The 14,858-nt window shown below is 59.5% G+C and carries 10 protein-coding genes; 7 read left to right on the forward strand and 3 right to left on the reverse strand.

Annotated features, from left to right (window positions below; genetic code table 11):
• Window positions 1–46: 46 nt before the first annotated feature.
• Window positions 47–1,195, reverse strand: a complete 1,149-nt coding sequence (locus I41_RS18765) for a DUF1559 family PulG-like putative transporter (RefSeq protein WP_145434466.1) — start codon at window positions 1,193–1,195, stop codon at window positions 47–49.
• A 166-nt stretch (window positions 1,196–1,361) separates the two neighbouring features.
• A complete protein-coding gene (locus I41_RS18770; RefSeq protein WP_145434467.1) occupies window positions 1,362–2,522 on the reverse strand; it encodes a PEP-CTERM sorting domain-containing protein in 1,161 nt (386 codons plus the stop codon).
• A 499-nt stretch (window positions 2,523–3,021) separates the two neighbouring features.
• On the opposite strand from I41_RS18770, the gene I41_RS18775 reads away from it, so the two are divergent.
• The 4 genes from I41_RS18775 to I41_RS18790 all read left to right on the forward strand — a co-directional run bounded on the left by I41_RS18775 (window position 3,022) and on the right by I41_RS18790 (window position 7,524).
• Entirely contained in the window at window positions 3,022–3,339 is a 318-nt protein-coding gene (locus I41_RS18775) for a hypothetical protein (RefSeq protein WP_145434468.1), read from the forward strand.
• A 577-nt stretch (window positions 3,340–3,916) separates the two neighbouring features.
• Window positions 3,917–5,674 (forward strand): hypothetical protein, encoded by a 1,758-nt coding sequence (locus I41_RS18780; protein WP_145434469.1) that lies wholly within the window; start codon window positions 3,917–3,919, stop codon window positions 5,672–5,674.
• 585 nt (window positions 5,675–6,259) lie between these two features.
• Window positions 6,260–6,940: a class I SAM-dependent methyltransferase gene (locus I41_RS18785; RefSeq protein WP_145434470.1), complete on the forward strand. Its 681-nt coding sequence runs from the start codon at window positions 6,260–6,262 to the stop codon at window positions 6,938–6,940.
• Window positions 6,937–7,524, forward strand: a complete 588-nt coding sequence (locus I41_RS18790) for a DUF1653 domain-containing protein (RefSeq protein WP_145434471.1) — start codon at window positions 6,937–6,939, stop codon at window positions 7,522–7,524. Before I41_RS18785 ends, I41_RS18790 begins: the two co-directional genes overlap by 4 nt.
• Window positions 7,525–7,918: 394 nt before the next feature.
• On the opposite strand, the gene rtcR is transcribed toward I41_RS18790, so the two are convergent.
• Window positions 7,919–9,499 carry an RNA repair transcriptional activator RtcR gene (gene rtcR / locus I41_RS18795; protein ID WP_145434472.1) on the reverse strand — a complete coding sequence of 527 codons (1,581 nt, stop codon included), beginning with the start codon at window positions 9,497–9,499 and terminating at the stop codon, window positions 7,919–7,921.
• A gap of 246 nt (window positions 9,500–9,745) precedes the next feature.
• On the opposite strand from rtcR, the gene I41_RS18800 reads away from it, so the two are divergent.
• From I41_RS18800 to rtcA, 3 genes are all read left to right on the forward strand, one after another.
• Window positions 9,746–11,323 (forward strand): TROVE domain-containing protein, encoded by a 1,578-nt coding sequence (locus I41_RS18800; RefSeq protein WP_145434473.1) that lies wholly within the window; start codon window positions 9,746–9,748, stop codon window positions 11,321–11,323.
• 848 nt (window positions 11,324–12,171) lie between these two features.
• A complete protein-coding gene (locus tag I41_RS18805; RefSeq protein ID WP_145434474.1) occupies window positions 12,172–13,689 on the forward strand; it encodes an RtcB family protein in 1,518 nt (505 codons plus the stop codon).
• Window positions 13,690–13,706: 17 nt separating this feature from the next.
• On the forward strand, window positions 13,707–14,759 hold the full coding sequence (gene rtcA, locus I41_RS18810) for an RNA 3'-terminal phosphate cyclase (protein WP_246133702.1): 1,053 nt from the start codon (window positions 13,707–13,709) through the stop codon (window positions 14,757–14,759).
• Window positions 14,760–14,858 lie beyond the last annotated feature (99 nt).

The following is a 14,858-nucleotide window of genomic DNA, read 5'->3' on the forward strand; positions in this document are numbered from 1 at the left end:
TAACTGGGCCGGCGCGCTCGCCGAATTCATCGCCAATGGCGCGGCGCTAATGCGCCACCGAGTCGTCGACGACTTCGTCTCCGGCCCGCGTCGCAAGTGCATTGAACAGCGTGACGTCGACGTCATATCCCAGTCCGCGGATTGATCCATCGGCAAATATGCCATTGAAGCCGGCGGGATGCGCCGACCCAAAGTAGTAAACGTCGCGATCGATTCCAAAGAGATCGGCTGGGCTGTTTTGAGGTTGGAACTGAAAGCCGGCCCCATCGCCGTCTTGATAGGGCTGGAAGCAGGTGGAACGAATAGCGTCGGGATCCCAGCCGTCGATCCACCCTTTGTCATCTGATTTGCTGCCCCCGCCGTACAAATCGGCTCGTACGTACTTTTCGCCGAGTAAGAACGTGTGACTTGTGCCGTCGGTGATTTGAGCGAACGACACCGGCTTTGGATTGTTCTTGAACGTCTTAGTCGAGTAATCCCAAGCACTGCGGACGATCACGCCGTCGTAGACCTGGTTGTCCTTCGCAACATTGCCCGCGACGTCGCCGTTTTTGCCGCCCCAAAATGACGGTTGGTTCTTCGTGTAGCCGTCTCTCGCCAGCGGGACGGCAGCCGATGGCTGGTAGCGAACGGGAGTGCAGCCCGGACTGCCTGTGACGCAATCGTCCGTGCAGGGCTGCGCGGCTGCGTAGTCGATCAGAAACACTTTCTGATCGCCCAGGATGGTCGAATTGCTTGACGCCTCCGACGGCGAACGCCGCGAAGGGCAGGTGTACAACGGAATCGACTGGGCCTGCAACTGAATCTGCGTTGTGAGACCCTGAATGGCGCCTTGCTCCAGATACGGGAGGAGTTGGTAGCACCAATTGAGCCCTTGCTTGTCAGGACCGAACGGACGGCCCCCCGAAACGAAATTGGCAATGTCGGGATAGACGCCTGTTCCTCCCGTAGGGAACACGCGTTGTGCGACGGCGTGGTTCTGAATGGCCAAGCCCATCTGCTTCAGCCGATTTCTGCAGTCGGTTCGTCGCGAAGCTTCGCGAGCCGCTTGCACGGCCGGCAGTAAGAGGGCCACAAGCGTACCGATGATGGCGATCACGACGAGCAGTTCTACGAGCGTGAACCCCCGGGACCCCGCGCTGGCGTTCGTCGTGACTCGCGGGAGGGTTGCCCCTGTTGAATCCATCGCTTTCATGACTTCCTCCAGCCCAGATCGGGGGCGTCACGGCGGGCTCGCATTCCAACGTCGCGCGAGCCTCCGACTGACGGGCGGCCGTCCCGCGGTGCAGGGCGGCCGCCTTTTGTGTCAGCATCGAACGTCACGGCAGGTTGGAGGGTTCATACCCTCGGAGCCGCTCTCTCTATCGCAGCGCACGGCGCTGGCCATAGACTGCGCCAATCGCCGCGATCCCTAACAACGCCAGCGTCGACGGCTCGGGAATCCGTTGCAGCAGGACGTCGCCGGCAGCCAAGTCGTAAAGCAATTGATACTGGAACGCCGGATCTCCGCCGTTGACCGCCCAGGAGGCGAACGATCCATAAATCTGATTCGGCGCGGCGTCGAACAGCCGCTCCGTGGCGCCGATACCCAACACGAAGTTGTTGAGGTTAACCGTCAGGTCGTTGTTGGTGATGTTCATCGCGTTGGAGAGCTTAATCTCAGAGACGCCACCCAAGTCAGCGGAGAATTCAAACTCGTTATGGACTTGCGACAAACCGTTGGCGGACTCGAGGTTGACGGCGTTCAACGTTGCCGTCGAGCCGATCATGTGAACCAGCGCTGAACGATTCGGCTGATCCGTATTGATGTTGGGGACCAGGTTGTCGGTCAGGATGACGGAACCATTGCCGGAGACGCGCAGTTCGCCGTCGCCGTCGGTGGCTCCAAGGAAAATAACGTGAGCGCTGAACGAGCCTTCCACGTTGAGCAGGCCATTGCCCTCTAGGCCGTTGGGGGTGCTGCCGCTGGCGTCGATGGCCGGCCCATAGTTGCCGATGCGCCAGTAACCGCCGCCGGGCCGCGTCGAGATGACCGACGCGTTGGGGCCAATGTTTAGTTCGCCGCGATCGCGCGTGCCGACGCCTGGATCGGACCCTTGAATTTCAAGCACCGCATCGCCAGTGAGATTGATGACGCCCGTGCCGCCGCAGCAAGCGCGAGCCACTTGAAATGAGTCGCCGCCTCCGGTCACGACGAGCTTGCCGGCCGACATATTGAGCGTTCCCGGCGTTCCGAAATCGCCGGATGCGATCGGGGCGTCGGCGCCGACGGCCAAGCCTTCGACGAAGGTGATCGCACTGGTCGCGTAAGAGACGACGGCGTTGTCGTTGATCGCATAGCGGGGCCCGCCGCTATTAAGCGGATCGGGGTCGTTGGGGACGCCGTCGGGACTCCAATTAGCGCCGTCGAGGAAGCTCACGCCGTCTCCGCCGCCGTCGAACTTCACTTGGGCCCAGCAACGCTGACTTGTCGCCGAGAAGGCCAACAGCAGGCCGAGGCTGAGAGTTACGCATTTCTTCATTACCCACACTCCCCCAATTTGGGCGCAATGGCGCCGCGCAAGAGAACGCTGCGATGAGATCACCGCCGCTCCGCACTTCCTGCCCCGACATCGGTCGAGACAATGGCGGACTGAAAGAGAATTAAAGAAGAGAATCGCACTCAGCGGAAAAGGCCGCGGCCGATTGGCAGTCGCCGTGTGCAATGGCTGACGTCACCGACGACAGTCGCAGGCATCATCCTACACTGTTCGTGCAGCCAGCTAAGTCACTAACTGGAAAATATGCGAGAATAATCCGCTAATACCTCGCTTATCGGGCACGGCGCCATTCCTTACACGCACATCGTCGGGACCACAGTAGGCTGCGTGAGGTATCTTCGCTACCAGCGAACAGTAGCAGGTCGACCTTCGGTTACGAAGCCATTTACTCAATCAAGGCGCCGTGAGACTTCGGACCGCAACCAACTTGCCGCGATTCGACCAAAGTGAGGGTAGTCGGCGGCTTTAGATACTCTTCTCGATGACGCTGCACTTCGAGCGATTTTTGCGTGGCGAACGTCCGCCATGCTACGCTGATAGCCCCATCAAGGATACGATTAAGAGCGTGAAAGGGCTTATCTTGGCGGCGCACTTCAGACTCAGCAGCGAGATGAACTCGCGGGGGACGTTATATTCGGCAACGTCTTCTTCAGTATCAAAGCTGTCGTCGACATTGGGCGAGCAGGGAATGTCGCTCCCGCCTGATGAGCGCCGCCGAATGGTGAACTTCGTCGACAATCATCCGGGGTTACGATTCACGCTGGCTGTGGATGGGCCGTGGGATCTGTCGCAGATGTAAGCCGGAAACACCAAGCGACCAGAAGTTAACCCGACTTGCAAGGCAGATCCAGTGTACTGAGCGCATAGACAAGCATTCAATTCACGCCGTTAGTGTGCGTGAGGCAGGCTAAACAAGTTAAACGGCGGCCTGCTTCCCAGTGGCCCCTCAAGTTGGACGACGCTCCAGTCTCCTTCGAACGTCTCCCGCCGGGCGCTGCACTTTTCGAATGCCGCATGCAATTGATCCGGGTGTTCCGAGTCGAGCCGTTGCCACGATGGAGCCGCTCCAAACTCAACTATTATGGAACAGTTCTGTTAGTATGTAATGCACTCAGCTCAACGTTTTGCTTCATGCCTCGGCACTAGAGTATCGGAATAGCATGACGACGCTTTCGCACTGCCCGCATTTGGGGAATTTGGCAACGACGATTGCCTTATCAATGACACTACTGCTCGCAGCGCATGGTGACGTCAAAGCCGAGGTGCGCGTCGAAGCGATATCATCGCCGGCTGGGACGACAGCGAAAATCTTCGATGGCACAGCCCCAATTTTTGAGGCCATCGAACCGAATGCCGGTCTCATCGTAGTTCAGCCCATGAGCCAGACGCTGGTGTCCTTTCAAACAACTGACGACTCGAACGGCACGCTGACGTTTGGCGGCGGGCAAGCACCGGGACTGGCTATCGAACAATCGTTTCGCTCGATTTGCCCCGGGCTCATCGAGCGTACGGTCGCTGTCACGGCCAAGGCGGACCACCGATATTTTTTGAACCTCGGATGGAAGTCAGTCGGGACGGGCCCCTTTTATTCATTCATCGGCGAGGAACCCAATACAAAATCTTACAGCCCAGGCTGCGGCGGGCCCGAGTTCAAAGAACAATCGTCCCAAACATTTCCGATGGCAGGCTACCGAATTGGGGACATGTTTTACGGCGTCATCGGCGACACGCCCGGGCTTTGGGAGAATCGCTCGTTTCTCAAGTTCGACGTCGAACGACGGACGCTTTCTATCGCAACGGGAGATGGATCGCCCAAACGGGTGATTTCCATTCCTCGCGATTTGGACGCTACGACCGAGTACCGAGCGACGTTCGATGGTTGGCAGCACATCGAGCGAGGCGAAACCCAACTGTTCAAAACGTATATTTTCTCTTCGCCGGTTAAATCGCTTTACGACATCCAGCTGGCCACGCATTTAGCACTCGCGAATGGCCAGGGCTTCAATCATTCGGCACTCGAGGCTATTCTTCGGAATACATCCTATTTGCTTCTGCGCAGAAATCTCCTACGGCCCGAAAGCGATTATCTCTTCATCTCGGGCGTCGGCTATGGCTGGAAGCAGTGGGTGAGCGACGGGTTTTGGATGAGTCGCGGTCTGGATAATCCCGAATTCGACTCAGCTGCCATGGCGGCTGTGTTCTTTGACCGGATTAACTACGAAGACAACGCACAGTACTACCTTATCTGGGCCTGTCTCGTAAAAAGAGCAGGGGTCGAAGTCGACCCGCGGACGCTCCGCCGAGCTTACGATTTTATCCGCGCGCACGAAAAGAACGGGCTCTACATTCCCCCGCGACTGGTTCCTGACAAGAAAATCTTAAAGACATATCACGACCAGCTTCCGTACGACGATGACGACGCGCCCTCCTCGAATCAAGGATTCCACTGCGGTGCGTTACTGGCTGCGCAAGAATTAGGATTTCCAGTTACAGACGAGGATATAACGCGGGCGATCGACGGCTACCGATCCATGTACAACAAGACCGGGGGCTATATGGCGACAAGCCTCAAGCAGCAGGAGCACGTTGGTCAGGACAGTCTCTACGGGGAAGTCCTGACGTACGCGGTCTTCGGGCGGAAGCTGCTTCCTGACGACATTGTCCGCACACATCTCGAAACGAGCGTTCGAATCCAAAGCCCTCATGGAATGCGCGTGATCTCGAAAGCCGACGGGGAACTGCTCGAGGGGCACAGCGGTTCGTACGTTTTTGGAGGCTCGTGGTTTCTCAATGACGGGGCCAACTACCTCGACGGTTTGATTCATGGCATGGATCCCGATTGGGTCGACGAACAACTCTTGTGGCGACTGGAGAAAGAACTCGCCTGGATGCCCGCCTTTCATGAATCGATCAGTACGATCACCGGCAAACCTCATGGCCATCATCTCTACTCTTGGAACTCGGGGTTTTGGTGGCTGCGCCGCGAGACCCGCAGACGGTTAGGGCAAACGGGACCTGACCCATTGGAGGCCGCTCTCGACGCGCGGTTGGGCGTCAGTCGGTCCAACGGGCACCTTATTCTCGAACCCTGCCAGGCCACCCTGCGTCCTACCGAACCGGTCGAAGCACACTAGACAGCTCGAATCGATCGCTAGCCTTGCATCGCTGCCCCGGGCCGGCAACGAAGAAGACCGCTCGTGTTCAGAACTCTTTGTCGGCGTAGGGTTTATCCAGCCGCGGACGGCCTGGATCGCCCTCGCCGCTCTAGAGCATTTCGCCCACTGCTTGGGGACCCGCAAAGCATCCGCGTGCCGGGGCTCTTGGAGCGGTTGGGAGCTGGACCGACATCCTCAGAAGCTAACGCCTCGCAGACGCCGCCTTTGATCAGGTCACCCAACGCTGCCTCATCCTCGAATTCATCGGCGAAAGTCATCGACTGCAGGACGCCCGCCGGGAACGTGAATCCAAGAGCAAGGAGTAAGTGGATTCGGCAGTCACGGGGGAAGCGCCATCGAAGGCCAGCATCATGGCGGCACTCAACGAGTACAAGATGTTTTCGCACGAAGAATTGACCGAGCTGGTGAAGAAGATCGTCGTTTGACGAGACTAATGCGGCGAATGTGGTAGGAAGGCAAGAAGCACTGTGGAAAAATCGACGCCCAAGCCGTCCGCCTTCCCAGGCCATCGGCGGATCATCTCGATGGAGCAGTGGGGGCGAAATGTTCACGCTGAATGATGTTGTTCCCTGGGGGCGGTCGCTTGACGAGTACCGCAGCATGTTCACCTTGACCGACAGCGATATGACCGGTCGTATCCTCGGCTGCGCTGATGGCCCTGCAAGCTTCAATGCAGAGGCCACGGCACTCGGCTGGTCAGTCGTTTCGTGTGACCCACTTTATCGCTTCGGAGTCGCTGAGATTCGCGATCGGATCGACATAACTTTCCAAAGCTTCATTGACCAAACCAAGAAAAATGCTGCCGAGTTCGTTTGGAGCAACGATCTGCCCGACGTGGAAGCCCTCGGGCATCGGCGAATGGCGGCGATGGCACAGTTTCTTCGTGACTTTGATGTGGGCAGAGCATCAGGGCGCTACGTTGATGCCGAACTTCCCAAACTGCCCTTTGCGGACGACAGCTTCGACGTTGCAGTTTGTGCTCACTTCCTTTTCCTCTACAGCGAGCAATTTCCCCAGAGGTTCCACGTCGATTCGATCCTTGAACTCTGTCGTGTAGGTCGAGAAGTACGTGTTTTCCCGTTACTGGAGCTTGGAAGCGTTCCATCCCGTCACGTTTCGTCGGTTGTAGACCACTTGAGGACACTAGGCTTCAACGTCCAGATCGAACAAGTGGAGTATGAGTTTCAGCATGGCGGGAATCAGATGTTGAGGGTGCTACGATGAGCGATTCTTCCATCCCTCCCGGTCGCTACCGGCATTACAAGGGCAACGAGTACACCGTCGTCAGCACGGCCCGCCATAGCGAGACGCTGGAAGAAATGGTCGTCTACCGCCAAGAGTACGGTGAGTACGGCCTGTGGGTCCGCCCCAAGGAGATGTTCTCGGAGAAGGTGAAAGTCGATGGGCAGGAGGTTCCCAGGTTTCAGCCTTTGGCGTCGAGCAGCGAAAACGTCGGCGAAAACGTCGGCGAGAGCGTCAAGAACATCTTCGATGACCTCCCTCAGAACTTGCCCAAAGAAGTCGTCCAGACGCTCATTCGTGCCGCCGACGTCCACATCGAACGGATCATCTCGCACGGTCACGCCTCAGCACCAGATTTCTGGTATGACCAGGGGCAGGCCGAATGGGTGATCGTCCTGAAAGGGGCGGCGAGGTTGCAGTTCGAGGATGGCATCGTCGAAATGAACGTGGGCGATTTTATCAATATCCCCGCGCGCAAGAAACACCGAGTCGACTGGACATCGCCGGACGAGCCGACCGTGTGGCTAGGTGTGAGGTATGGGGAACAAGCATCAAATGCCCGCTGACCTTACTGACCGCCATCCTCTTCCTCACGTCTTCGGGCGACGCCGCTGACGTTCAGCCCGCCACCTGCAAAGGAAATAGTTACATCACCTGCAAGGCGTCTGCACTGACGACAAGGACTCGGTCTTCTGGTCGTTCACCACGAAGCCGGCAAAGACTGACCACAACGGCAAAAACACGGAGCAGTTGATCGCCACTTCCTATTGATGCATTGCGATCCAGCCTGCAATGTCGGCGTAGTCGTCGAAACACTTTGCCAACAAAAAGTTCTGCTGCCGACTTCGAACACTTCAACCGGCGCGACATTGCTCAATGGGCGGCGGAGCGTGACATTCGCGCCGTGCGGCCGAATAGTGGCGGCCATCGATGAGCATTACGTTCGGGTGCGAGGCAGGCCTATGAGTTCAACGCTTCCCAGGTCAGATCGAACCTGGCGAGGTACTTCCGCAGTCGATCGGCGTCGTTGGGCTTTGCCTTCAACGTTCTGGAGACGGCGAACAGCTTTCGACCGGCGTCGGAGATCGTCTTGCATTGACGGCAGACCCGCACCACTTCTTCAAGTTGCACGCGGTCAAAGTTGTCAAGTTGGCTCTCGTCGACGAGGCCATGCAGCGAGCGGCCGCGCTGGTTAACGACGCACGGCCGCCACTGCGTCTGCAAACGCTTAATTTCTTCTTCCACGAGATCGATCGAAATCCGCCCGCCGGCGGCGAGGGTCGCCATGCGCGTCACGGCGGCGTTGAGGTCGCGGAAGTTGGCCCGCCACGCCGCGGCCTCCGTCTCGGCGAACTGCAAGAATCGTTGCGTCGCCTCCTTGTTCATCCGCACGACTTGCCCCGTCTTTGCCGAGAATTGCGTCAGCTCGTACTCCAAGTTGGGGGCGATATCCTCGCGCCGCTCGGCCAAGCCCGGTAGGCAGAACGTCCAGAGGTTGATCCTTGCCAGCAAGTCCTCGCGAAACCGGCCCTCATCCACCGCGCGCTGCAAATCACGATTGGTGCCGGCAATCAGTTGAAAGTCGCTGGCGACCTCACGGTCGGCGCCGACGGCGAAGAATCGCTTCTCTTCGATGGCTCGCAGCAACATCGCTTGTTCGTCGAGGCCAAGCTCGCCGATCTCATCGAGGAAGAGCATTCCGCCATCGGCGGCGCGCAGCAGGCCGTCACGCTTGGTGGTGGCGCCGGTGTAAGCACCCTTCTCGTGGCCGAAAAGGGCCGACATCGCCTGGTCGCCGCGCAGTGTGGCGCAGTTCACCTCGACGAAGCGACCAGCCAGCTGCCGGCGCTGCTGCTTGAGTTCGAAAACGCGACGAGCGAGTTGACTTTTCCCGGCGCCAGTGGGACCCGTGATCAACAGCGGCGCCCGACTGTTAATGGCGACGCGTTCGATCTGCTCAATGAGCGAGTTGAACGCCGCATTGCGAGTTTGAATTCCCGACTTCAGGAACGACAAGCTCTCCTGCTGCTCCAGGGCGAATCTCGCAGCGAGCTGATCATAACGCGACAGATCAAGATCGATGATCCGATAGGTCCCTTGACCTTCCTGCTGGCGCCGCGGCGGCGAGGCCTGCAGCAGCCGCCCGGGGATATGTCCCGATTCGGCCAGCAAGAAGAGGCAGATCTGCTGAACGTGGGTGCCCGTGGTGATGTTGACGAGATACCGCTCTGATTCCGGTCGAAACGCGTACGCGCTCGCAAAAGCATGGAGACCGCCGTAGACCTCCTCGAAATCCCACGGATCTTGGAAGGTGAGTTCGTGGAGCCTCACCTCCGTCTCCGGGGAGACCGACCGGATGTCGTCGGCGACGCCATTGGCCAGCCGCGCCATGGCAGCGTCATAGATCAGCTCAAACTGATCGATCAGCAAGTCTTCGTGCTGGCAAATCGCGACCGAAGGCCGCCAGGTTTGCCAGCGGTTCGCGTCATCGATGCTTTGGTCGAGCCGGGATCCAAGGAGGCCGAAGGCGACTTGTTTCATGGGTTTCACGCGCAATCAGTTCGTATACAAACATATAACCGACTATCCAAAAATATCACGAAAACCGCCCATCTGCTAGACAAACCCAGTCGAATCAAGAGCAGTAAATTACGCGCAACATTAAACTCACAAACACCTTACGAAATGACCTAACACAAGGAACGCCCCACTGGCACACGCCCTGCAATAGGTCATCCCATCGAAACTGGCATGCAACGAACTTGGCCGAATCGAAGGAACCCAATCATGGCGAACAAATCACTATTTCAATCGCTCCGAGGCGTCCTGGCCCCGAAGGCCGAAGTCGTCAACGAAGCCGGCGGACTCGCTTACAGCCGCAGCGATAAGCAAGCCCTCGCCCAATACGCAGCGACCGGTTGCCTGGGCGACACCTTCTACGCCTCGGCCGACGAACAACTCGATGCAGTCCTGAAGCTGTGCAACACCGCCGAGCCGGAGTTCATCGCGCGCACGGCAATTTACGCTCGTGAGCACGGTCATATGAAAGACATGCCGGCGCTGTTGTTGGCGGTGCTGTCGGTCCGCTCGCCGGGATTGCTGGCCGAGGCGTTCGATCGCGTCATCGATTCGCCGAAGATGCTCCGCAACTTCGTGCAAATCATGCGATCGGGCGTGGTTGGTCGCAAGAGTCTCGGCACGCTGCCGAAGCGATTGATCGTTCAATGGCTCGAGGCGCGGAGCGACGCGCAGCTCTTCACCGGCTCGGTCGGCAACGATCCGTCGCTGGCCGACGTACTGCGAATGGTCCACCCGAAACCGGCGACGCCGGCGCGGGAAGCGTTGTACGGCTACCTGATTGGTCGCCGGCACAATGCCGAGGTCTTGCCGGATCTGGTCAAGCAGTACGAAAAGTTCAAGCGCAACACCAATCCGGGAAAGGTCGCCGTCCCCGACGTCCCTTTCCAGTTGCTGACGGCGTTGCCGCTGACCAAGAAAGATTGGCGTCAGATCGCGCGAACGGCGTCTTGGCAAATGACGCGGATGAATCTCAACACGTTCTTGCGACACGAAGTGTTCCAGGATGCTGAAATGACGACGCTCATTGCCAACCGGCTGCGTAACCCTCGCCTGGTGGAGAAGGCGCGAGTCTTCCCTTACCAGTTGATGACGGCCTACGCGAACGCCGACACTCGCGTGCCAACTGCGGTCCGCGAATCGCTGCAAGATGCGATGGAGCTGGCGCTGAAGAACGTGCCGCGCGTGGCGGGTAAGGCGTTCATTTGCCCCGACGTGTCGGGGTCGATGCATTCGCCGGTCACCGGCCATCGCCAAGGCGCGACGACCGCGGTCCGTTGCATCGACGTGGCGGCGCTCGTGGCGGCGGCCGTGCTGCGACAAAATCCGGAGGCGGAGGTGCTGCCGTTCAACGACCAAACGGTCAACGTCCGGCTGAACCCGCGCGACAGCGTCATGACGAACGCAAAGAAGCTCTCGTCGTTGCCGCCGTCGGGAACGAACTGCAGCGCCCCGCTGCGGACGCTCAACCAGCGACGCGCCATGGGCGACCTGGTGGTCTTCGTCTCGGACAACGAGTCGTGGACCGACACGCCCGCTTACGGTCGTTTCGGCGGAGGCCGAACCGCGACGATGAATGAATGGTCCGCCTTCAAGACCCGCAACCCGCGGGCGCGAATGGTCTGCATCGACATTCAACCGTCGGGAACGGTGCAAGCCAAGGAACGCGTCGACATCGTCAACGTCGGCGGCTTCAGCGATCAGGTGTTCGAGGTGCTCGCTAACGTGGCGAGCGGCCAGTTCGCCGGCGATCACTGGGTTCGCGTGATCGAAGCGGTGCGATTGTAACGAGCAAGTGCGGGAGGGAGGGACGTAGCGAGCGCCCTCCCTCCCTGACGGCGGTCTTCTGGCGACAGCGGAATCGAATGCCTTCGAGACTACATTTACCCATGTGACCGTCCCGACGAACCCTTGTCGATTCTTCTGTAGCCATGACACCAGAATCTGTTGACTTTAGTACACAATCAACAAAACTCTTGCGAATGCCAGCGTGACTACATGGCTTTAGGGGGTTCGAATCCCCTCCGGTCCACTTTTACCTTGCGGGCCGGAATGTCTCGCCCCCGTTTGTCGCAAGAGATTTTTTAGCAACCACATCAAACCAAAGGCGAAAAGCGTGACGAATGCGGATGGAACTACATGGTCTTAGGAACCCGAGGTCGTGGGTTCGAATCCCACCGGCTCCACTCGTTTGGTACAACAACGGGGCCGTAGCTCAGTCTGGCAGAGCGCGTATGCGTTTCATCAATTTTGTCGTCATGCCTTTCGCTTTTGATCCCCGAACTACCGCAGAAAGTTACGACTTTGAATAGCGAATGCAGAAGGAACTACATCACCCTGACGGGCGTGGGTTCGAGTCCCATCGGCTAAGTCGCTCACGCGGCGGCCGTAGCTCAGTTGGTTAGAGCATCAGACTGTTTCTTCGACCTTTGTCGCTATTCTTATTGAAACTTAGAAAACATCCTAAGCCAGCGGCGAATGCAGAAGGAACTACATGAAACCTGAAGGGAGCGGGTTCGAGTCCCGCCGGCATTGCGTGACTTGTCGCGCGAGCCGTAGATCAACGGGTTAGATCGTCAGGCGTTTGTTTCTTCGACGTCTTGTCGCCGCCCTTTTACTCTCAAGAGCTGATACTTATGAGCATCGCCACTGAAAACGATTCGTCCTCGGCGCCGAGCAAGTTCCAGATGATCGCCGACGGCGAAGCGACCGCCATCCTGCCGACCGGCGGCAAGCAAAAGCCGATCACCGTCATCGGTACCGAGGCGATTCGCGCCACCTTCGACGACCTTTGCTTGCAGCAGGCGATCAATTCTCGGCTGGCGCCCGGCGTCACCGATCTGGTGCTGAATCCCGACGCCCATTGCGGCTACGGCGCGCCGGTCGGCTGCGTCATGGTGTCGCCGACGCACATCTACCCGGGCCCCGTCGGCGTCGATATCAAGTGTTCGATGAGCCTGCTGCAAACCAGCCTACCGGCCGACGCGATTCTCGACCGGCCGACGCGGCGTGCGCTCATCAACGCCATCTGCGAACGCACCCCAACCGGCGCCGGCCGCGGCCAGCGCAACGCGCCGAAGTCGCGCCACGTTGGCGAAGCCCTCGGTAAGCGCGTTCTCGTGGAAGGAGCCTCGCGCGGCGTTTGCGAAGAACTCGGCATCCCACCCGAGTGGGCTGCGCGCTGCGAAGACTCCGCGCATGTGGGCCACGACGACTCGACCGGCGCCCTGGCGCTGCGGCTGGAGCAACTACTGCCACAGATGCACCGCTTCGACGCGAAGATGACGCAGCTCGGCTCCTACGGCGGCGGCAACCATTTCGGCGAGTGCGAAGTGGTGCATGTGGAAGCGAACGATCGTGCGCGCGAAGCGGCGCGGGTTTTCGGACTCGTCGACGGCGGCGTGGCCTTCCTGTCGCACTGCGGCTCGCGCGGCATCGGCCATCAATTGGCGTCGGGGCAGTTCAAGGCCCTCCAAGGTAAGTTTACCCAGTGGGACATCCCCCTTCCCGGCGGCGACCGCGAACTCGTCTACGCCCCGCTCGGCACCCCCGAGGCCGATGCGTACATCGATGACATGGCGCTCGGAGCCAACTTCGCAACCGTGAATCATCTGTTGATCAATGCGCTCGTGCTGGAAGCATTCCAAGAAGTGCTGCCGGGCGTCGCCGGCCAACTGGTCTATTTCATCAGCCACAACATCGCGCGCAAGGAAGTGGTGAACAACAATATCGCCTGGGTCCATCGCAAGGGAGCGACGCGCGCCTTCCCGGCCGGCCACCACGCGCTGCGCGACACGCCGTTCGCGGAAACGGGCCACCCGATTTTGCTCCCCGGCAATCCACAGGCAGGTTCGGTCGTGATGGCCGCCGATGCAGGCGCCGCGGTCAGCTGCTACAGCGTCAACCACGGCGCGGGCCGGCAACTCGGCCGGAAGGCGGCGAAGCGTGCGCTCGATCAGAAAGAGGTCGACCGCTCATTCGAAGAGGCCGACATCCTTACCAATTGCCGTGCCTACCCGATCGACGAAGCGCCCGCGGCGTACAAAGATTTCGACGAAGTGCTGCGTTCGGTGAAGAGCGCTGGGCTGGCGAGCGAAGTGGCGCGGTTGAAGGCGAAGTTTGTCATCAAGGATGGAGACCAAGCGGACGATTGAAGCACCGCGCATGCTCAATGACTGACCAGTTGCATACGATCGACGGCTCGCAAGGCGAAGGCGGCGGACAAATCCTCCGCTCGTCGCTCGCCCTGGCGCTCGTGACCGGCCGCGCGGTTCGCTTGGAAAACATTCGCGCCGGCCGCGAAAAACCCGGCCTCATGCGGCAGCATCTTACTGCCGTTCGCGCAGCCGTCGAGATCGGGGCCGCGGAAGTGGAGGGGGACGAGATCGGCTCGCAAACGCTCTCCTTCCGTCCAACGGCGATCCGGCCGTGCCAGCGCACCTTCTCGGTTGGCACCGCCGGCAGCGCGACGTTGGTGCTGCAAACGATTCTGCCGGCGCTGTTGATTGCCGACGGTCCCTCGGAGATCGTGCTCGAAGGAGGCACGCACAACCCCTGGGCGCCGCCCTACGACTTTCTCGCCCAATCCTTCTTTCCGCTGATCAATCGCATGGGCCCGCGCGTGTCGGCAGGGTTGGAGCGGCATGGGTTCTATCCTGCCGGCGGCGGGCGCTTCAGCGTGGCAATCGAACCGACGCCGCAACTGGTAGGTTTCGAGCTGCTTGAGCGGGGCGAGATTCTCCATCGCTCTGCGACCGCTCTCGTCGCGAATCTCTCGTCGCGGATTGGACGACGCGAAATCGAAGCGGCCGCTGAAAAACTCAGCTGGCCCGACTCGGCGTTCCATGTCGACGCGAGCATCGAGTCGGCTGGTCCTGGTAACGTCTTCTTGATCGAGATCCACTCGGAGCATGTGCGCGAGGTCTTCACTGGCTTTGGACGATTGGGCGCCACGGCGGAGCGCGTCGCCAACGAGGCGGTGAAAGAGGCTCGCAGTTACCTGGCGGCGGGCGTCCCAGTCGGTCCATACTTGGCGGATCAACTGCTGCTGCCGTTGGGAATCGCCGCGTGGCAAACGGGGCAGGGCGGCTCGTTCGCCACGCAGCCGCTGACGCGACACTCGCAGACTCATATCGATCTCTTGCGCAGCATTCTTGAAATCCCCATAAGCGTTGAACGCGAGGGGAATTGCTGCCTGGTGACTGTCGGTAAGGAAATGCGCTGACGGTGCGCATTGTGCCAACATTTTCGTTGCACTTGATTTAGTCCACTGACGGTTTAGCCCGTCGCGCCATGCTCGGCGTGGAGAAGTCGCTTGCACATT

Origin of the sequence: Lacipirellula limnantheis (assembly GCF_007746075.1) — a bacterium.
Lineage (GTDB): Bacteria > Planctomycetota > Planctomycetia > Pirellulales > Lacipirellulaceae > Lacipirellula > Lacipirellula limnantheis.

What these genes read in the sequence shown, in the direction of transcription:
- I41_RS18775 (WP_145434468.1), top strand. Translation starts at nt 3,022, where the DNA reads ATGACGCTGCACTTCGAGCGATTTTTGCGTGGCGAACGTCCGCCATGC.
- I41_RS18770 (WP_145434467.1), bottom strand. Translation starts at nt 2,522, where the DNA reads ATGAAGAAATGCGTAACTCTCAGCCTCGGCCTGCTGTTGGCCTTCTCG.
- I41_RS18780 (WP_145434469.1), top strand. Translation starts at nt 3,917, where the DNA reads ATGAGCCAGACGCTGGTGTCCTTTCAAACAACTGACGACTCGAACGGC.
- rtcR (WP_145434472.1), bottom strand. Translation starts at nt 9,499, where the DNA reads ATGAAACAAGTCGCCTTCGGCCTCCTTGGATCCCGGCTCGACCAAAGC.
- I41_RS18785 (WP_145434470.1), top strand. Translation starts at nt 6,260, where the DNA reads ATGTTCACGCTGAATGATGTTGTTCCCTGGGGGCGGTCGCTTGACGAG.
- rtcA (WP_246133702.1), top strand. Translation starts at nt 13,707, where the DNA reads ATGACTGACCAGTTGCATACGATCGACGGCTCGCAAGGCGAAGGCGGC.
- I41_RS18800 (WP_145434473.1), top strand. Translation starts at nt 9,746, where the DNA reads ATGGCGAACAAATCACTATTTCAATCGCTCCGAGGCGTCCTGGCCCCG.
- I41_RS18790 (WP_145434471.1), top strand. Translation starts at nt 6,937, where the DNA reads ATGAGCGATTCTTCCATCCCTCCCGGTCGCTACCGGCATTACAAGGGC.
- I41_RS18805 (WP_145434474.1), top strand. Translation starts at nt 12,172, where the DNA reads ATGAGCATCGCCACTGAAAACGATTCGTCCTCGGCGCCGAGCAAGTTC.
- I41_RS18765 (WP_145434466.1), bottom strand. Translation starts at nt 1,195, where the DNA reads ATGAAAGCGATGGATTCAACAGGGGCAACCCTCCCGCGAGTCACGACG.